Here is a 17,830-nt window from a genome sequence, read left to right as displayed (position 1 = left end):
TGTGAAATAAACCGGCTGCGCCGGGCGTGGCAGGCCGCCAAGGCGGCCCCCCGTCAGGCTGCGCCTGCCCCCCCCTTTTGACGGAGGGGAATTTTTGGCGCGGCGTTCAGATGGCGTCTATTTGCGCCAGGCGGGAATGACAACACGGAGGTTGACGGCTGAATAGCTGCGCTGTCTTTATTCAAAAAACTCCACATTCGGGTTAATCGATCCCAAAATCTGTTCTTTGATTTCCTTGTTATACACCCCGGTTTTCAAGATCACGCAGGGATTGGGCATATCGCGCAGGCATTGCGGCGATTGCACCATCAGACTCGTGCCGTATAATCGCCGGCCTTGCTTATTCGGGTCGTTGTCGAGCAGGCTGACGATGCGGCTTTGATCCAGGCCGAAGCCGATTAAGGATTGCGCAAAAATATGCGCGCCGAATAAAAACGTCGGGCGGGTGGTACTGGCCAGGTGTGCATTCAGTTCTGCAATCAGTTTTTTATGGTAATCCACATAATTCAGATAGCAGGCGCGGTTTTTTTCGTACAAATCCGCCGGCAAGGGTTTGTCGTAAGGCTGACCGGTTTTGACGGCGGCGTAGAAAATGCTGTGATCCGGCATGAACAGTTCTTTTTTCTCAATCTCAAAACCATATTTGGCCAGCATGTGCTCGACATAGGGTTCGGTTAAGAAAATGGTGTGTTCAAAATCCATGCAATTGGTGTAGCAGCGCTCCATCCATTCTTGCATATTCGGCAAGGCAAACAGCAGGCGCTGGCCGGGCTGGATGAAGCCGGCTAAATGCGCCATGAAACGTTCCGGCTCGTAAATATGTTCCCATAAATGCGCGTGCACAATCGTGTCGGGCGTGCGGTCGTAGGCGAAATCGGGGCCGAAAAAGCCTTTGATATAGCGCGCCGGACAGCCTTCGACCGGGGCCGGATTGGGTTCGATAATGGTCCAGTCGATTTGCGCCAATTTGCCATATTCACGCGCCAAAATACCGCTGGCGCCGCCGATTTCCAGCACCGATTTCGGCGCGTATTGGTGGATGAAGGCGGCCAGGGTTTGGTGGTGTTTGGCCCACATGGCGCCGATGGCGCCGGCGCCATGTGCTTCCGGGTACAGGATTTCCAGCGGGATCAGTGAGCGCAATTGGATTAAGCCGGAACTCTTGCTGATCCACCAATCCATATCGGCGTACACATCCTGCTCAGGCGGATGCTTGACGCAACCCATGAACACGGGAAATTTTTCAAATTTGTACAAGGGTTCCAAATCTTCGGCGCCGGTGACGGCGCAGCGGGTACGCAAGATGGTTTCCATATCGTCTTTCTGCTTCCTATTACTTTGTTTATCCACCGCTGTCGGCCGCCGGCTTATCGCGCAGCGATAAGCCGGCCTGCTGGATGTCTCGCTCCTGCGGGTTTAAAAACGGCTGGGAAACCAGGCCGGCAGCGGCAGCGGCGGCAGCGCTAAACGGTCGTTGATTTCCTTCAGGGTCAAATCAAAAATGCCTTGCAATCCAAGCTCCTGCAAATCTGTGATCTGGCGGCAGGTGGTGGTTTCGTGCTGGGTTTGCGTCATTTCCGACCATTTTTTATTTTTGGAGAGCAAAAAATCATGGTCGAAATATTTCAGATGGACGGAATAAAAACCCGGCAAAGGTTTGTATAACTCGTGGCACATATGATTGCCCGAGGTCCAGGTGGAGGGCACGGTGCTGATGATGGGGCGGATTAAAAATTCAGTGCCCAGCACATAATGTTTGCGCTGCGGCGCAACCTTGCCCGTCCAGTCAAATGGTGCTTCTTTTTCGGTGTCGTGAATCACTTCCACGCCCTGTTCCGGGGTATAGGTGCCGGGGGCGGTGTTCATCAGGGTTTGCACCAGATCGCCTTCACACACCAGCAATTCATCGGTATCGACCTTGATCACCCAATCGTATTTGAGCAGCAAAAAGCGTTGCAAATAGCCTTGCGCCTGGGAAAAATGATCGTGTTGCACCGGGGCTTCCGGCATATTGATGACGCTGGTTTTGGGGTGCAGGAGTTCGCAACTGCCATCTGTGCTGTGATTATTCATCACGAACAGGTTTTCATAGCCCACTTTGGCGGCGTAATACTCTTCCCAATATTTGAGCATCTTGCCTTCATTATAGGTTTGCGTCATCACCGCCACGCGCCCCGGTTTTTGCGGCAGTTGAATGCGCGCCACATTCAGGCTCAGGGGGTCCATGGCCAGATTGAGCATGCGCGCGGTGAAGCGGATCTGCTCGGCTTGCCACAACTGGCCGTTGACATAAAAGCCGACTTTCGCTTCACCATAGCGCGGCATCACCATGGTCAAGAGTTTTTCCGGGTAGAGCACCGGCACGACCACATTTTCGTCGCCAAAATCCATGTATTGATATTTGATGACGGCATAGCTTAAGACGCCGTCATTATTGATGAATTCAAATAGCAAGGTGTCTGAATCCAGACATTCCGGCCTGATTTCATCTTCAAAGCGGATCACCGCGCGGCTGATGTCAAAATCAATATCAATAATTGCCATAAATATTCCTTCAGTCGGCTAAGGCTTGCGCCAACATGTTTTTACCCAGTGCATACAAGAGATGGCAATACGGCGCATGGTGCAAGGCGGCAATATTGAGATAAATCAGGGCGCACATGACGCGCACTTTTTTCACTTCATAGCCGTGTTGCGCCAGCCAGTGCATGAAATATTGTTCGCATTCGACCAGGATTTGCTTGCGCAAAAAGTCGTAATGGATGCCGCTTTGATCGCTGTGCACTTCGTATAAATCTTTGGCGATCAGCTCATGGCAAATGATGAGGCCGTGCAAGAGTTTGCCCAGGTCGTAATACACATCGCCAGTGGATAAGGAGCCGCCGAAATCCTGCCGCCAGTCGAGAAAAGTAAAGCTGCCATCGTCTGACATGAGGATGTTTTCAAAATGGAAGTCGCCATGAAAGCGCCCTGCCCCGCCATCCGCCAGCCATTCCCAATCCACTTGTTGCAGCACGTGCGCCAGGGTGTGTTGCGGTTGGCCGTTGATGTCTTCGGCGCCGTCTTGTGTGCCAAAGTTTTTATAGTACAGGGCGATGCGCTCCAGGCTTTTGTCGCGGTAAAACTTGCGGCAGCTGGCTTTGAAGGTATCGCGCGCGGCGTCTGTCAACACTGCCGGCTGCCAGAAATGGCGGCAATGGGTGAGCAGCTTTTCAAATACCGGCAGGGTGACGCATTCTGATAAAACCTTGCCGCGCACATTTTTATAGCTGTACATGTTTTTGCGCAAGCCGGTCAGGCGCGGCACAAATTCGCCGATTTCCTGCGCGCGCAAGGCGCGGTTGGCGATAAAGCTTTGGTCGTCTGAAAATTTGATCACATCGTCGCCGACAAACCAGATCGCCTCATTCGCCTTGGGCAGAATATTCGGCGCGCCGGGTTCGGCATACGCCGCTTGCGCTGCCGCCAGTGCAGCCGGGTTGCCGGTGTCATACCAGGTGCAACCAAAGGCGGCGACCGGGCGCGCGGCGGCCAGCAAGGCGCGCAGGCCGTGTGCTTCGCCGGTGTTAATCGCTTCCGCCCCGCCGGTTTCCATGGCTTGCCAAAAGGCGGCATAGTCCACGATTCCGGCTAAGCCGATATAGGCAAAATGGCTGCCGGGCTGACCCTGGCCTTTTTCACACACCGCCACGGTTTGCCCGTCCTGCACCTGGAGGGTGCGGTAATGGCCCAGCTGCGCCACCTGTTCCGCATAGGCCATCCAGTTTTGCGTCAGGGGCGGCAGGGCTTGCCGCACCAGTGTGTCGCAGGACATGAAAACAAAGGGTTGTTGCAAATATTCGCGGCAGGCCAGCAAAGACAGGCCGAGGCCGGAACCCGGCCCTTCAAACGGGCTGACTTCGGCGAAGTAAAAGCGCCGTTCAGGGTAGGCCAATTCCAGAAACTGGCGCACCAGATCGCCTTTGTGGCCCAGAGCAATCACAAATTCCGCATCCGCCGGGCATTGCTCGATTAAATGGCAAATCGTGGGGCGATTCGCCAGGGCCACCAGGGATTTATTGATGAAGCGGGTTAATTCGCCGAGCCGGCTGCCGGTGCCGGCAGTCGGAATGCAGATTCTCATGCCGGCACCCGCTTATAGTCATCGGATAAGCGCACCACGTCTTCCATTTCCGGGGTCGAGGCTTCCAGATACACGCTGTCTTCCACTGCTTCCATGCGGTGCACGGTGCCCGGTTTGATGGTGATGGTTTCGCCACCGGTATAGATGCGCGCATCCAGATGTTCCAGATCCGGCCCGGCGTAAATGCGCAGCTGGCCGGACAGCACGTAAATGGTTTCGCACTTGATATTGTGATATTGCATGCTGCAGCGATGGCCCTTCCACATGGTGAGTTTTTTCATCATGTAGCGCTCATTGATTTCGATGACCTCTTCGCGGCCCCAGGGTTTTTCAATCACTTGCATGGCTCTGCCCCTTAAATTTTGTAAGCTTCGTATTCTGGATGGAAGTCAAAGAAATGGTCGTAAAAGCTTTTCACATATTGCTGCATCGACCAGCGGCTGTTAAAGCCGTATTTTTTGCGCATCCAGGCCCGCCCTTCTTCCACATACAGGCGCAGATTTTCTTCATAGCCTTCGGTTTTGATCAAATCCACTTTATTGAGCAGATGCGATTCGTTTTCGCCGGCGATCACTTCGGTGGTGATCGCCGCCGCCCAGTCATTGGCATAGGCTTTGGCGATCAGCTCGCTTTCGGCGCCATAGCCACGGAAGTTATCGCCATCAAACAGGAAATGGCGTTCATCTTCCGGGTTGAAAATCGATTCAATAAACTGGCGCCGCAGTAAATAGGCGTTGTTGTGGATGAACCAGAAATATTTGGTGGCGTGTTCGTGCATCAAGAGCCGTTCGCCCCAGCGCGCCGCGCAAGGCGACAAAATGCCCAGGTGCGGATGGGTGTCCAGAATACTCATCAAGGGGGCAATACTGGCTTTATGCTCAAATTCGGTGTCATTGGTGAGCAGAAAAAAAGCATCGTATTGGCTGAATTTTCCGTCTTGCCACAGCTGGAATAAGCCGTAATTCATGCCCCGGCAATAGCGCAGACCGTGTTTGCGCGCCTCGGCTGAATTCGCATGCCAGGTGTAATGGCGCGCTAAGCGCTCATCGTCTGAGCCGGCTTCAACGATGTAGATATCGGTTAATGCGCCATCGTAATGCTGCAAGTGATCGTACAAGCTGTTGGTCACTTCCGGCAGATTGCGATTTAATATGATTGTTGCGACCCGTTTCATCTCATCACCTTTCTCACGCCGCCACCAGTCGGAAATTGGTCAAATAGCGCATGATGCTGTGTTTGACCTGTTGTTTGAGATAGTCATTGAGTTTGATGCCTTTTTGCGCCAATTCGCTCTCAGCCCGGGCTTTCAATTCCTGGCATTCCGGGGTGGCGAAGACATAATGGCCGGCGATGATGGCGCGTTCGCGCTCATCCGCCTTGCTGTCTTTTAACATCCATTTATCCCATTTGCGCGATTGGTAGGCGATTTCGATAAAGCGATCGGCATGTTTTTGCAAGCCATTGCTCTCCAGAATATGCAACAGGGCAAGCGATTCGGCCACGCCGAATTCCGGCGCCACATTCGCCGCATGAATGCCCAAACGCGGATGCCATTGCAAGGCTTCGTTGGAGATGTAATCGGTATTGTGTTCTTTCATGAAGATGCCGAAACGGTTGCAGATTTCGATCATCTTGGGCAGCTGGATTTCCGCCGGGATTTCTTCCGCCACCCGGATCGGGCTGTCAAAAGAGCCGACATTGCGCCGTTCCATGACGCGGGTGCCGGCCTGAATCACGACGAAGGATGGCGCTGGTAAGTGGTTTTTGCGGCAAAACTGTTGAATTGCATTCAGGGTGTAAGACAGCTCTTCTTGCGAATTGGTGGAGCCGCTTTGCTCTTCGGTGCCGATTTCAAAAATCACTTCGCGCCCCATTTGCAGCGCCTGGGCGTAACAATATTCATACAGCTCAAAGACGCGGTCCAAGACTTCATCGACATGCGGCTGGCCGTGAATATCGACGCTGGGGTCAATATGCAAGATTTGAAATCCGGCTTCCAGGTCGGCGCGGTAAGAGGCTTTGGCGGAATCCATGGCGCGCCGCAAGCCTAAGTTTTGTTCTTTTTCCTTGGTGTTTTGCCAGGGGCCGCCGTGGTCGCGCGCGAGCAGGATTTTGCCTTTTTTATCGTGATCAATCACATAATCGGCAAATTGCTGCGTGGTCCAGTTATTCACATAGCCGCCGCCGAATTCTTCCGAGTCAATCTGGCGCCGGCTGGCGATCAAGATAATCGGCACTTCATGTTGATTCGCCAATTCGATCGTGGCGTCCACACAATTGACGCTCATCGGCCCCACGCCAAGCAGGGTGCACCGTTTTTTATTGAGAAAGTTCTCAAGTCGCTGATGAATCATACTTTCCACTCCCCAGACATGGCGACCTTGCTTTGCGGCAAGGCGGAAGGATCATACGCGGTAAAAAAGCGTTCCAGAATGTGCAGGCTGGCTTCGGCCACCGCACGGTCGCCGCCCATGCGCTCGGTGACATAGTGGGCATGCAATTTGGCGTTTTTATCGGCGTTGGCCGGCGCGATCGCATACGCGACTTCGCGCATCACGTAGTGATCGAAGATGCCATCGCCCATATAAATCACCTGCTTCGGGTCGTAGCGCTCGGCGATCCAGTCGATGCGGCGGATGGTGGACACCAAGTCCAGCGCAAAGCCCATGTCTTGCACGATGCGGCGCGCGCTGATGTCCCAGCCTTTTTTGTCGCCGGTGACGAAACGGATTTCAAGATGCGGTTTGAGCAGGGAAAGGCCGTCGTTGTCATCCGCGCCGAAGACTTTGAAAGCCTTGCCTTCTGCGCTGTAGTAAAACTGGCCATTGGTCATGACGCCGTCCACGTCCAGGATAAACACCTGGGGCGGCTGGTCTGCGCTGGCTGCGTCGGCGGCGCCGGTTGTGGCGGTTGCGGCCATCTGCGGCCTCCTTTTCCTCTAACGATACAGATAAAAATATAACTGATCAGTCGCAAAGCAAAACGGAAAACAGCGGGTGCTTTGTGGCCGATATCGCGCCCGATCTTGCCTGACGGGGCGTGCGGCCATCGCTGCATCATACCAAGCCGGATGCGGCTGCCGGCTGGCGTATCAAGAAATGATGAAAAAAACGAAAGGAGTAAGGCTTTTTTACCACAGCGGCGCGACAGCCGGGGGCGCTGCCGGATTGCCGCGCGGCCAATCGGGCTGATGCGGCTTGTTGATGAAATATTTGCCGGGGGCAGGCGCGGCATGCAATGCGCGCCATCAGGCTGGTGGCGGCAGTCAAATAATGCTGCGCATCGCCTCCTCTTTGCTGGCGAACATTTGCGCTGCGGCCTGATGGGCGGCAAAGGCCTGGTCAAAAAAGCCGCGCATAAAAGCGCTGCGAGTGTAGCGCGTCACGCTTTGATAATGCGCCTCCATTTCGCGCGCGAATTCGATGTAGGCGTCCAGCAGTTCCGGGCGGATGCTGAAATTGTCATAGTTGACCACCGCCACCGGTTTCACCCCGGCTTCGCGCGCGGGCTGCAGCGCGGCTTGCACGGCCTGGCGGATCGCCTCAATGTCTTCGCGGCGCATCACTTCATATGCTTCCAGATCAATGAAAAACAGGCCGCGCGCCAAATCGAGTTGCAGACGTTGCTCCCAGCCTTTGTGCAAGAGGCGCTCGCGCAAGGCCAAGGCGGCTTGCTGGAAAATCGCCGCGTCCATGGTTTTCAATTGCGGGCTGATGGCGGGGATAAAATCCATCTGCGCCAAAATATCCCGCTGCAAATCCATGCCGGGGGCGATTTCTGTTAAACACAGTTGCGGCGCGCCATGCTGATCTGCCTGAGGATTGGCTTGCAGCACGAATACCGCGCGCTCAGTAATGTAGGTAACGGCTTGGGCGCGTTTCAAGGCTTGCGCAGCGCTGTAGGTGCGGTGCTCAACCGCTTGCACAAATTTGCGCTGGCGGCCTTCTTGCACGATCCGCAAGCGCCCGTCTTCGATGGCGATTTCCAGGCCATCGGCGGTGAATGTGCCGATGAAGACCACTTTTTTGGCGTTCTGACTGATATTGATAAAGCCTCCGGCCCCGGCTAAGCGGGGGCCGAAGCGGCTGACGTTCAAATTGCCGGCGGCGTCGGCTTGCGCCAGGCCCAGCACGGCGCAATCCAAGCCGCCGCCATCGTAAAAGTCAAACTGGTAAGTCTGGTCAATGATGGCGTCGGGGTTGATGGCGGCGCCGAAATTCAAGCCGCCCGCCGGCGCGCCGCCGAAAATGCCGGCTTCAGTGGTCAGGGTGAATAAATCCAGCACATGTTCTTCCGCCGCCACGCGCGCCACGCCTTCGGGCATGCCGATGCCCAGATTCACCACTTGATTGGCGCGCAATTCGAGCGCGGCGCGGCGCGCGATCAGCTTGCGTTCGTCCAGCGCAAAAGGGGCCAGACTGGTGGCGGGCAGCCGGATTTCACTGGAAAACGCCGGGTTATAGCTTTCGGCGAAGGTTTGCATATGGTGTTCTGCGCTGTCGGCCAGCACCACGCAATCAACCAGGGCGCCGGGGATTTTGACTTGGCGCGGGTTCAGGCTGCCGGCTTCCACCATGCGCTCTACCTGGGCGATCACGATCCCGCCGCTATTGTGCGCCGCCATCGCGATTGACAGGCTGTCCAAGGTCAGGGCCTCGCGCTCCATGCTCAAATTACCGTTTAAATCCGCGCTGGTGGCGCGGATGATAGCGACATGAATCGGGAAGGCGGGATAAAACAGATATTCCTCGCCCATGAGTTGAATCAATTGCACCCGTTCTTCAAGGGTGCGCGGATTGAGTTTGCCGCCGCCATGGCGCGGATCGACGAAGGTGCCCAGTCCGACTTTGCTGATCACGCCGGGGCGGCGCGCGGCGATTTCGCGGTACAGGTGGCTGATCACGCCTTGTGGCAGATTCCAGGCTTGAATGCGGTTCTCCAGCGCCAGTTTTTGCATTTCCGGCGCTAAGCCCCAATGTCCGCCGATGACTTTGGCCAGCATGCCATCGTGGCCGAAATGGTTTAAGCCCCGCTGTTTGCCATCGCCCTGCCCGGCGGCGTACACCAGCGTCAAGTCACGCGGCTGGCCGCTTTGCAAAAAACGCGCTTCCAAGGCCAGGGCCAGGCTTTCGGCAAACCCGATGCCGACAAAGCCGCCGGTGGCGATGGTGTCGCCGCTGGCGATCAAATTCACCGCCTCGGCGGCGGACACCAGTTTATTGCGGCGCGCAGCGGCGCCGCGTTGCAGATTGGCGAATAAATGACGGTGCGGCATGGCGATATGCTGATGATCACAAAGGAATCAGCATAACACCATGCCGGGCGCTGACTTATATATGTCCTTTAATTCGCTTGCACCGGCCCGTATTGATAGTCTGCCGCGCAACCGCTGGTGCAGGTGGTGGACAGCATTTTGACGAAAATGCTGCCGCCATTGGTTTTGGCGTGGAAGTGGCCCACCCCATCCCAGTCGCCGCCCTGCTGATTCCAGGGCGAGCCGGTGCTCCAATCCCAGTTGATCGCCAGCGTGTCGGAGCCGGCCCCGATATCCAGCTGGGCTTTGAGGTTCGGCGCGCTGCGCAACAAGGGCGCTTTGCTGCAAATGGCGCGGTTGGAGACGGTGCTGCACATAAACTGGTCTTTCAAGCCGGCGTGCACAGTGTAAAAATTGACCCCGGGATTGCTGATCGCCGCATTCGGCAGCGAGCCGCTCCAGCTTGTGCCGGTCCAGGGGTTATTGCCGTAAATATTCGGATAAAAGCCGAAAATCCAGGGATTGAACACATTTTGCGAGCCGCAAGTGGGCACCATCGGGTTGGCGTAGCCGGTCCAGATGCAGGAATCCAGACCATTGATGCCGCCGGCGACATTGATGAAGCGGCGCACATTGCCCCATGCGCTGTAATAATTCATGGTGGCGATGGCAAGCGAGACGCCCATGGAATGGCCGATGATGTCAACCTTGGTTTTGCCGGTGTGTTTTTTTACGGCATTGATGAAACGCATCAGGATGTCGTATTTCGCCGGCTGGTGGTAATTGGCGTAATCGGTTCCGCGCTCGGAAGAGGAGAGCCAGGTGACGCCGAATAATTCGCAGTCTTTATAGCCGGCGGCTTTGAATTGCTGATACACCGAATGCGGCGGTTTGGCGTAGCCCGGCACTTGGGAGGGCGGCGCGTCCCAGGAATTGGCGGAGTCGCCATTGCCGTGCACGAAAATCACCGGGGTGCGGCTGGGGGTGCAGGCGGCGGCCCCGCCAAAGCCGCCGTATTCGCCGGCGTTGGGCGCAAATCCGCCGCCATATTCAAAGCCCGGGCCGGTGCAGATGAAACGATTGTATGTGCCGCATGTGACGGCCTGCGCCAAGGGGGCGGCCAGGCAGGTGAGCAGCAAGGTGGTGGAAAGCAGTGTGCGCGCCATGAAAATACTCCTGTATGGGGGGGCAGCCGCTTGCGCGGCGCTATGAATCTTGCTTGTGCAAAGGATACAAAGCGTGGTCTGATTGACCCGCTTTTGCAGGGATATTGTTAGTATGATGGCAAAGTGTAATGCTTCCTTTTGCACTTGTCTGTCAGATGTCTGCTGTCAGCAAACTGCTGACAGCCTTTATCTGGCGAAACCATCTTTATGCGCTGTCACGCCGCTCTTCCTCTTGCGCCTGGCTCAGCAACCAGTCGATCAGGGCTTGCACGCCGGGATTATCGAGCGCCGGCAAGGGGTAAATCAAATAGTAAGGCATGCGCAAATCGGCATGCCAGGGCAAGGGGACATGCAGGCGCGCGGCCTGCAGATCGCGCCGCACCAGCGCGCTTTGGCCAAGCGCCAGGCCATTTCCGGCCAGCGCCGCCTCAATACTCATGAGCGATGTCGAAAATGTCGCGCCGCGCTGATTGCGCAAAGGCGGCGCGCCGGCTGCCGCCAGCCACATCGACCAATCGGGGTAGGCGGGCATGCCTTGCAATGGGCGGTCATGCAAGAACGCCACCTGGCTCAAATCGCCCTGCCAATCAATCTGCGCCGCATAGGCCGGGCTGCAGACCGGCACAAAGGGGGTGGAAAACAAATGCCGCACGATGTAATCCGCCGCCTTCGCCGGGCGGTAGTCAATCGTCAGATCGTAATGCAAATAATCGCGGTCAACTTCGGTTTCCAGATCCAGATGCACTTGCGGATGGCTGGCGTAAAAATCCGGCAGGCGCGGCAACAGCCATTTCAAACAAAACGCAGGCCGCACCGCCAGGCGCAGGCGCACCGCTTGCAGCGCCAATAATTCCCGGGTGCTTTCGCGCAACAGGGAAAAAGCGTGGCGCACGCGCGGCAGCCAGGTTTCGCCGGCGGCGGTCAACTCCAGCCGGTTATTGCGTCGGATAAATAAATCCGCGCCCAGCCACTGTTCCAGGCTTTTGATCTGGTGTGAAACGGCGGCGTTGGTGACGTGCAATTCGCGCGCGGCGGCGGTGAAACTCAGGCGTCTGGCGGCGGCTTCAAAGCAGCGCATCGCGTTTAAAGGCGGCAGCGGGGTTTTCATGCTGTTTGATTTAAATAAATTCACTCAAAAATATTGCCACAATCACAAATCCGGCGATCAAAACCATGCGCCGCGTATGATGCGCTGCAAAACAGTGTTGTATCACATTTAGAAAATCTTAATGACTTCCCCAAAAAAACTCGATTGCGCCCGCTCTTGCCACATGTAACACTGCGCGGGCCTGTAAGGCTTGGCGTTTGACCACTCCCCCGGGTTTTGCCACGTTAATGCCGGCGCAGCTGTGTTGCACAAGCCTGCCCGGTGCTGTTTTCCCTTGCAAATCGTGAAGCTTCCATGAGTGACTCCCCATTCCGGCAGAATGCCGACCTGCGCGCCGCCACCCGGCTGGCGCATGATGCCCCGCAAGATCGCCACAGTGTGACGCCGCCCGTATTCCAAAGCTCGCTGTTTTGTTTTGACACGGTGGAAGAAATGGCGGCGCGTTTTCGCGGTGAAAACCAAGCCTATGTGTATTCGCGCGGCGACAATCCCGGCGTCGAGGCGTTTGAACAAAAAATCGCTGCGCTGGAAGGAGCAGAGGCGGCGCGCGCTTTTTCCAGCGGCATGGGGGCGATCAGCGCGACCTTGATGTCGCTGTTGCAGGCCGGCGCGCGCGTGGTCTGTGTGCGCGATGTGTATGCCGACACTTACCGCTTTCTGGAAAAACTGATGTCGCGCTATGGCGTGCGCACAGAGTATGTGGATGGCTGCGACCGCGCCGCGCTGGCCGCCGCCCTGCCCGGCGCCAGCGTGCTGTATCTGGAAAGCCCGACCAGCTGGACTTTCCGCACCCAGGATCTGGCGCATGCCGCGCAAGCCGCGCGCGCGCATGGGGTGGTGACGGTTTGCGATAATTCCTGGGCCACGCCGCTGCACCAGCAGCCGTTGGCCCTGGGGATTGATCTGGTGTTGCATTCAGCCTCCAAATATATTGGCGGGCATAGCGATACCGTGGCCGGGGTGGTGGCCGGCAGCAAAGCGCGCATCGCGGCTTTAAATGCCTTGAGCTATCCCTATCTCGGGGCCAAGCTGGCGCCGTGGGAAGCCTGGTTGCTGCTGCGCGGCATGCGCACGCTGGATGTGCGCCTGCGCGCGCAATGGGCCTGCGCCGAAGCCTTGATGGAAAAACTGGCCAGTCATGCAGCGGTGCGGCGCATCTTGCACCCGGCCTGGCAATGCGGGCCGGGCAATCAATATCTGCACGGTTTTTCCAGCCTGTTTTCAATTGAACTCGATGCGGCATACGATCCGCTGCGCTTTTGCAATGCCTTGCGCCTGTTTAAGCGCGGCGTGTCGTGGGGCGGTCACGAAAGTCTGGCCCTGCCGGCCCAGGTCGCACTGCAGGGCGCGGCGCCGAATGCGCAAGCTGATTTTGGCGTTTCTCCCGCCCTGGTGCGCCTGTATATCGGGCTGGAAGACATGCATGACTTGTGGCGCGATCTGGAACAGGGCTTGGCGCAAGCTGTGTGCTGAGGCTTTCGCGGCTGCAAAGAAGTGCTGTCCGCTCAGATTGATTTACGGTAGCATTAGGCTCAGCTCAACCACGATAGCCGCCCGCATATTGTGCGGCAGAGGCGAAACATGCGGCGCTGCCGCCGCCCTGTCGCTCACCTGCCCGCGCGGCCCCAGGAGTCGCTGATCATGGACATGTTTGCCCCGGAAGAAGCGCGCGCCAGCCTGCAAGCCAGACTGGCGGACGCCTTTCAATTGACGCTGCTGCAATTAGCGCAAACCCGGGTTGAACTGGCTTGGCTGCAGCGGCAAAGCGATACCCAGCAAGCATTGCAACTATTGCAACTGGCGGAACAGGAAAGCCGGGTGTTGGAGGCCGATCCCAAGCTGGCCCCGCGCATCCGCCTGATCCGCGCCGAAGCGCTGTGGCTCAGCGGCGATGCGCGCAGCGCGCATACCCAAGCCCACCTCGCACTGCAAGACTATCAGCAACAGGATGATCTCACCGGCCAGATCGACAGCCATTGGCTGCTCTCGAATATTGCGCTGGATCAGGGCGATGCGCATTTGCGCGAAGCGCAGCGCAAAAAGGCCGTTGAACTTGCCGCCGCCGCGAATGACTGCACGCGTTTGCAAATCATCCAATGCGCCTTAGCCACGGAAGCCTTGATGTGCAATGCGCAAAGCGCCAGCGAATATTGGCTGCCGCGCCTGCCGGCCCCGGGCCGGGCCGATTTGCCGCTGGCCTTGCGCACCTGGATTGCGGATATGCACGGCATAGCCGCCGCAATGCGCAGCGATTTCGGTCAAGCCGCCTGCCGCTGGATCGAAACCTATGACGCAGCGCTGGCCACCGGGCAGATCAAGCGCGCCATCACCGCCGCCACCAATATCGGCGATGCGTTTAACTGTTTGAATGAACATCAGGGCGCCTTGGAATGGATGCAACGCGCCCTGGCCTTAGCGCAAGAGCGCCAGTGGCCCAGCAGCATCGCGCTGTGCCAGTTGCAATGCGCGGAAACCATGCGCCGTCTGGGCCGGCTGGAAGCGGCCCAGGATTTACTCAAAGACGCGCTGGCGGTGTTGCGTCATGTCAGTACTTCGCGCAATTATGCCAACGCCCTGACCTGTCAGGCCGAATTGTATTTAAATCAGCAGGATTGGGCCGGCGCGCTGGAGAGTTTCCGCCAATTGCAAGAGCGCGCCGATGCGCTCAAACATGCCGATTTTCAGATTTCCGCGCGGCGCGGCCAGGCCCATGCGCTGGCCCAATTGGGACAGATAGAAGTCGCCTGGCGGCATGCCCATGATTCGCTGGAATTGGCGCGCGCCATGGGCGACACCTACCGCCAGATTGACGCCTGCTGTGTGCTGGCGGAAATCCACCAGAGCGACGCGCAACAACATCCGGCGGCGCCCTGCCTGCCGCCCCCCGCCGCCATGTGCGGCCCCAGCCCGCAAGTCCATTATCTGCTGTGCGCGCGCAATCTGGCGGTGCAGATTGAAGGCTTTACCGTCAGCCATGTGCTGCTGTCGCAACTGGCCAAGGCGCATGCCGCGCAAGGCGAATTTGAACAAGCCTGGCGGCTGGCCGAAGAAGCCTCCAGCGCACGCGAAAAAACCCATAACCGCGAAGCGACGCAGCGCGCGATTGCGATGCAAATCCAGCATCAAACCATGCAAGCGCGCGCCGAAAGTGAAAAAGCGCGCGCGGAAGCGCTGCACCATCAGCAAATCGCACAAATCGAAGCCAAACGCGCACATGCTTTGCAAAAAAACGCTGACACCCTGGAGCGCTTATCCAAAATCGGCCAGGAAATCACCTCAGAACTGGATATCTCGGTGGTGTTTACCGCACTCGACCGCCATGTGCATGGCTTGCTGGATGTGACCACCTTCATCATTTTGCTTTTGGCTGACGACGGACAGCGCCTGGTGCCGGCTTACAGCCGCGAAAACGGGCGCGTGCTGGCGGCGTTTGGCGTGCAAATTGACAACCCGAGCGCAGATTCGGCGCGCTGCTTTCGCGAACGCTGTGAAATTTTGCGCGATTACGGCCCGGATGACGCCACCCCGAATTTGATTCCCGGCTCACTGGTCACGCAAACCGCCCTGTTTGCGCCCTTGATGATCGGTGAGCAGGTGCTGGGCGTGATGAGTATTCAAGCCATGCCGCGCCACGCTTATGGCGAACGCGAACGGCTGATTTTCCGCACCCTGTGCGCGTATGGCGCGATTGCGCTGGACAATGCGCGCGCCTATCGCCAGCTGCAGCAGGCGCAAAATCATTTGGTGGCGCAAGAAAAGCTGGCTGCGCTAGGCTCAATGGTGGCGGGGGTGGCGCATGAATTGAATACGCCGCTGGGCAATTGCCTGATGATGACCAGCGCCTTGATTGAAAAATCACAGGAATTCAATAAAAAAGTCAGCGGCCCGGGCATCGCGCGCAGCGATTTACAGCATTACATCAGCGATGTCGATGACACCACCGCAGTCTTGATGCGCGGTCTGAGCGCGGCGGCCGATCTGGTCAGCAGCTTCAAGCAAGTCGCGGTGGATCGCACCACCGCGCAGCGCCGCCGCTTTGAACTGGCGCAAACCTGCCATGAGATCGTCTCCACCATGATGAATCAAATCAGGGTCAGCGGACATCAGATTCACACTGAAATTGAAGCCGATATCTGGCTGGAGAGCTATCCCGGGCCGTTTGGCCAGGTGATCACGAATTTCATCAATAACGCGCTGCTGCATGCTTTTGACGGGCGCAGCGGCGGCGCGCACAACCAGGCGGGCGGGCAGATGCACTTGAGCGCGCGCCGGCTGGCCCCGGAGCGGGTCGAAGTGCGCTTTTCAGATAATGGCCACGGTATTTCAGAAGCCAATTTGCGGCAAATCTTCGACCCTTTTTTCACCACCAAAATGGGCCAGGGCGGCACCGGACTGGGTTTATCGATCAGCCACACGATTGTCACCTCGCTCTTGCATGGCACAATCAGCGCGCACAGCACGCCGGGAGCCGGGGCCTGCTTCGTGCTGGAATTGCCGCTGGTGACGCCGCTGCCGCCGGCCTGAGCCGCTTCAGGCCGGCTTGGCCCAAGTCGAATACGGCTGCCGCGCCAGATTTGAATTCATATAGCGCATATCCTGGCTGACTTCGGCCCCTATCCATTCCGGCTTGTCAAACGCCTGGCCCGGCGTGTCCAACTCGATTTCAGCCAGCACCAGCGGCGCATTCGCCCCCAGAAACTCATCCACCTCCCACCAAAAACCGCGATACAAAATGCGGCTGCGGCGCTTTTCCAGTACGCCGCTGCACAGCGCATCCAACATATCCTGCGCCTCATCCAGTGGAATCGGGTATTCCCATTCAGCGCGCACCAAACCCTGCGCACCGCCGTTTTTACCCTTGATGGTCAAATACGCCTCATCGCCCTCAATGCGCACCCGCACCACCCGCTCAGGATCGGTGCTGAGATAGCCTTGCCGCAATAAAGTGGTGGCGCCGGGCGCTTTGGCCAGCTCGCGCCAGCCTTCGCCCTGCAGCAGAAATTTACGTTCGATTTCCTGTTTCATATCATTTAGCCATCAAACCTTGCAGCGCCTGCCAGACCGGTTGCAGGAATGCGATGCCCAGCTGGCGGCTGCGCTCGCCATCCCAACCCACCACCGCATCCGGCAAATCGGCATTGTCTTTAAACGGCATTTCCAGCGTCAGGGACAGGCATTTGTAATAATGGCCGATGTATTTGGACGCCAGCTTGAGCATGTCCTGATTGTATTTGTCGGCCGCATAGCCATAGCGGTTTTGGAAATCCGGGCTGGCTTGCATGTAGTCGGCGACAAATTTATTTTGCTGCGCCAGTTGTTCCGCGCTGAAGCCTTCCAGCATTTCACTGCCGGCCACAAAGTTGTAAGGCAAGCCTTCATCGCCGTGGATATCAAAAAACATATCGACCCCGGTTTCTTCGATCTTGCGCTTGACCGCCAGCACTTCCGGGCTGCGCAAGGGGTCCGGCGTCATCCATTCGCGATTCAGATTGGCCCCGGCGGCATTGGTGCGCAGATTGCCGCGCACAGCGCCATCCGGATTCATATTCGGCACAACATACCAGCAGGCATGGGCCAGCAATTGGCGGCCCAGCGGATTGGATTCATCGGTCAAGGCTTGCAACATGCCTTCGACAAACCACTCGGCCATGGTTTCGCCCGGATGCTGACGCGCAATCACCCAGATTTTATGGCGCGCATCAGGATTGCCCAATTGCAGCGCATCGATTTCACGCCCTTCCACGCTGTCGCCCAGCGCCAGCACGCGCACGCCCGGCATATGGCCGATATGCGAAATCAGATTTAAATGGCGCTCCCAGGGATAAGGCTCGAAATAGGCGTAATACACGCTGTCATGTTCGGGCGTGTGACGCACTTCCAGCACCTGGCCGTCGAAGCTGGTGTCATTCACACGGAACCAATTGAGGCGGTCGTAAGAAGCGCACACGCGGTAATCTTTCCAGCCATCCGGGTAAGCGCATTTCGCGGCATTCATGAAACGGATGCGGCAAGCCTGGCCGCGCGCGCCTTGCAGGCGGAAGTAAAACCATTGCGCAAAATCGGCGTGACTGTCTTTGCGGATGTCGAGTTGGATATCGTCAAAGGCGTCGGCTTGCAGCACGGTGATGGCGCCGGCGTCGAAATTCTGGCTGATCTTGATCATGGGCGAATGCAGGAAA

14 protein-coding genes are annotated in these 17,830 nt (G+C 57.3%); 2 read left to right on the top strand and 12 right to left on the bottom strand.

The window, feature by feature from the left end; all coding sequences use genetic code 11:
* Positions 1-177: 177 nt before the first annotated feature.
* From V8J88_RS09010 to V8J88_RS08965, 10 genes are all read right to left on the bottom strand, one after another.
* Entirely contained in the window at positions 178-1,314 is a 1,137-nt protein-coding gene (locus V8J88_RS09010; protein ID WP_338849081.1) for a class I SAM-dependent methyltransferase, read from the bottom strand.
* A gap of 102 nt (positions 1,315-1,416) precedes the next feature.
* Complete coding sequence (locus V8J88_RS09005) at positions 1,417-2,544, bottom strand: glycosyltransferase family 2 protein (RefSeq protein WP_338849080.1); 1,128 nt, start codon at positions 2,542-2,544, stop codon at positions 1,417-1,419.
* 10 nt (positions 2,545-2,554) lie between these two features.
* Entirely contained in the window at positions 2,555-4,123 is a 1,569-nt protein-coding gene (locus V8J88_RS09000) for a phosphotransferase (RefSeq protein WP_338849079.1), read from the bottom strand.
* Positions 4,120-4,467, bottom strand: a complete 348-nt coding sequence (locus V8J88_RS08995; RefSeq protein ID WP_338849078.1) for a hypothetical protein — start codon at positions 4,465-4,467, stop codon at positions 4,120-4,122. The genes V8J88_RS09000 and V8J88_RS08995 overlap by 4 nt, the downstream gene beginning before the upstream one ends.
* A gap of 11 nt (positions 4,468-4,478) precedes the next feature.
* Positions 4,479-5,297, bottom strand: a complete 819-nt coding sequence (locus V8J88_RS08990) for a hypothetical protein (RefSeq protein WP_338849077.1) — start codon at positions 5,295-5,297, stop codon at positions 4,479-4,481.
* Positions 5,298-5,310: 13 nt separating this feature from the next.
* Positions 5,311-6,411, bottom strand: a complete 1,101-nt coding sequence (locus V8J88_RS08985; protein WP_338849076.1) for a class II D-tagatose-bisphosphate aldolase, non-catalytic subunit — start codon at positions 6,409-6,411, stop codon at positions 5,311-5,313.
* A 62-nt stretch (positions 6,412-6,473) separates the two neighbouring features.
* Positions 6,474-7,043 (bottom strand): HAD hydrolase family protein, encoded by a 570-nt coding sequence (locus tag V8J88_RS08980; RefSeq protein ID WP_338849075.1) that lies wholly within the window; start codon positions 7,041-7,043, stop codon positions 6,474-6,476.
* A 345-nt stretch (positions 7,044-7,388) separates the two neighbouring features.
* Positions 7,389-9,398, bottom strand: a complete 2,010-nt coding sequence (locus V8J88_RS08975) for an acyl CoA:acetate/3-ketoacid CoA transferase (RefSeq protein ID WP_338849074.1) — start codon at positions 9,396-9,398, stop codon at positions 7,389-7,391.
* A 68-nt stretch (positions 9,399-9,466) separates the two neighbouring features.
* On the bottom strand, positions 9,467-10,543 hold the full coding sequence (locus V8J88_RS08970; protein WP_338849073.1) for an alpha/beta fold hydrolase: 1,077 nt from the start codon (positions 10,541-10,543) through the stop codon (positions 9,467-9,469).
* 205 nt (positions 10,544-10,748) lie between these two features.
* Positions 10,749-11,651 carry a LysR substrate-binding domain-containing protein gene (locus V8J88_RS08965; protein WP_338849072.1) on the bottom strand — a complete coding sequence of 301 codons (903 nt, stop codon included), beginning with the start codon at positions 11,649-11,651 and terminating at the stop codon, positions 10,749-10,751.
* A 294-nt stretch (positions 11,652-11,945) separates the two neighbouring features.
* On the opposite strand from V8J88_RS08965, the gene V8J88_RS08960 reads away from it, so the two are divergent.
* Positions 11,946-13,124: an aminotransferase class I/II-fold pyridoxal phosphate-dependent enzyme gene (locus V8J88_RS08960; RefSeq protein ID WP_338849071.1), complete on the top strand. Its 1,179-nt coding sequence runs from the start codon at positions 11,946-11,948 to the stop codon at positions 13,122-13,124.
* Between the two features lie 168 nt (positions 13,125-13,292).
* Positions 13,293-16,175, top strand: a complete 2,883-nt coding sequence (locus V8J88_RS08955) for an ATP-binding protein (protein WP_338849070.1) — start codon at positions 13,293-13,295, stop codon at positions 16,173-16,175.
* A gap of 6 nt (positions 16,176-16,181) precedes the next feature.
* On the opposite strand, the gene V8J88_RS08950 is transcribed toward V8J88_RS08955, so the two are convergent.
* Together V8J88_RS08950 and V8J88_RS08945 are read right to left on the bottom strand one after the other, a co-directional pair.
* Positions 16,182-16,676, bottom strand: a complete 495-nt coding sequence (locus V8J88_RS08950) for a CYTH domain-containing protein (protein ID WP_338849069.1) — start codon at positions 16,674-16,676, stop codon at positions 16,182-16,184.
* A gap of 1 nt (position 16,677) precedes the next feature.
* Positions 16,678-17,814 carry a M14-type cytosolic carboxypeptidase gene (locus tag V8J88_RS08945; protein ID WP_338849068.1) on the bottom strand — a complete coding sequence of 379 codons (1,137 nt, stop codon included), beginning with the start codon at positions 17,812-17,814 and terminating at the stop codon, positions 16,678-16,680.
* Between the last annotated feature and the right edge of the window lie 16 nt (positions 17,815-17,830).

Source organism: Massilia sp. W12 (assembly GCF_037300705.1).
Classification (GTDB): Bacteria; Pseudomonadota; Gammaproteobacteria; order Burkholderiales; family Burkholderiaceae_D; genus JACPVY01.
The sequence above is the reverse complement of the archived record's forward strand: the minus strand, read 5'-3'. Positions and strand labels throughout refer to the sequence as shown.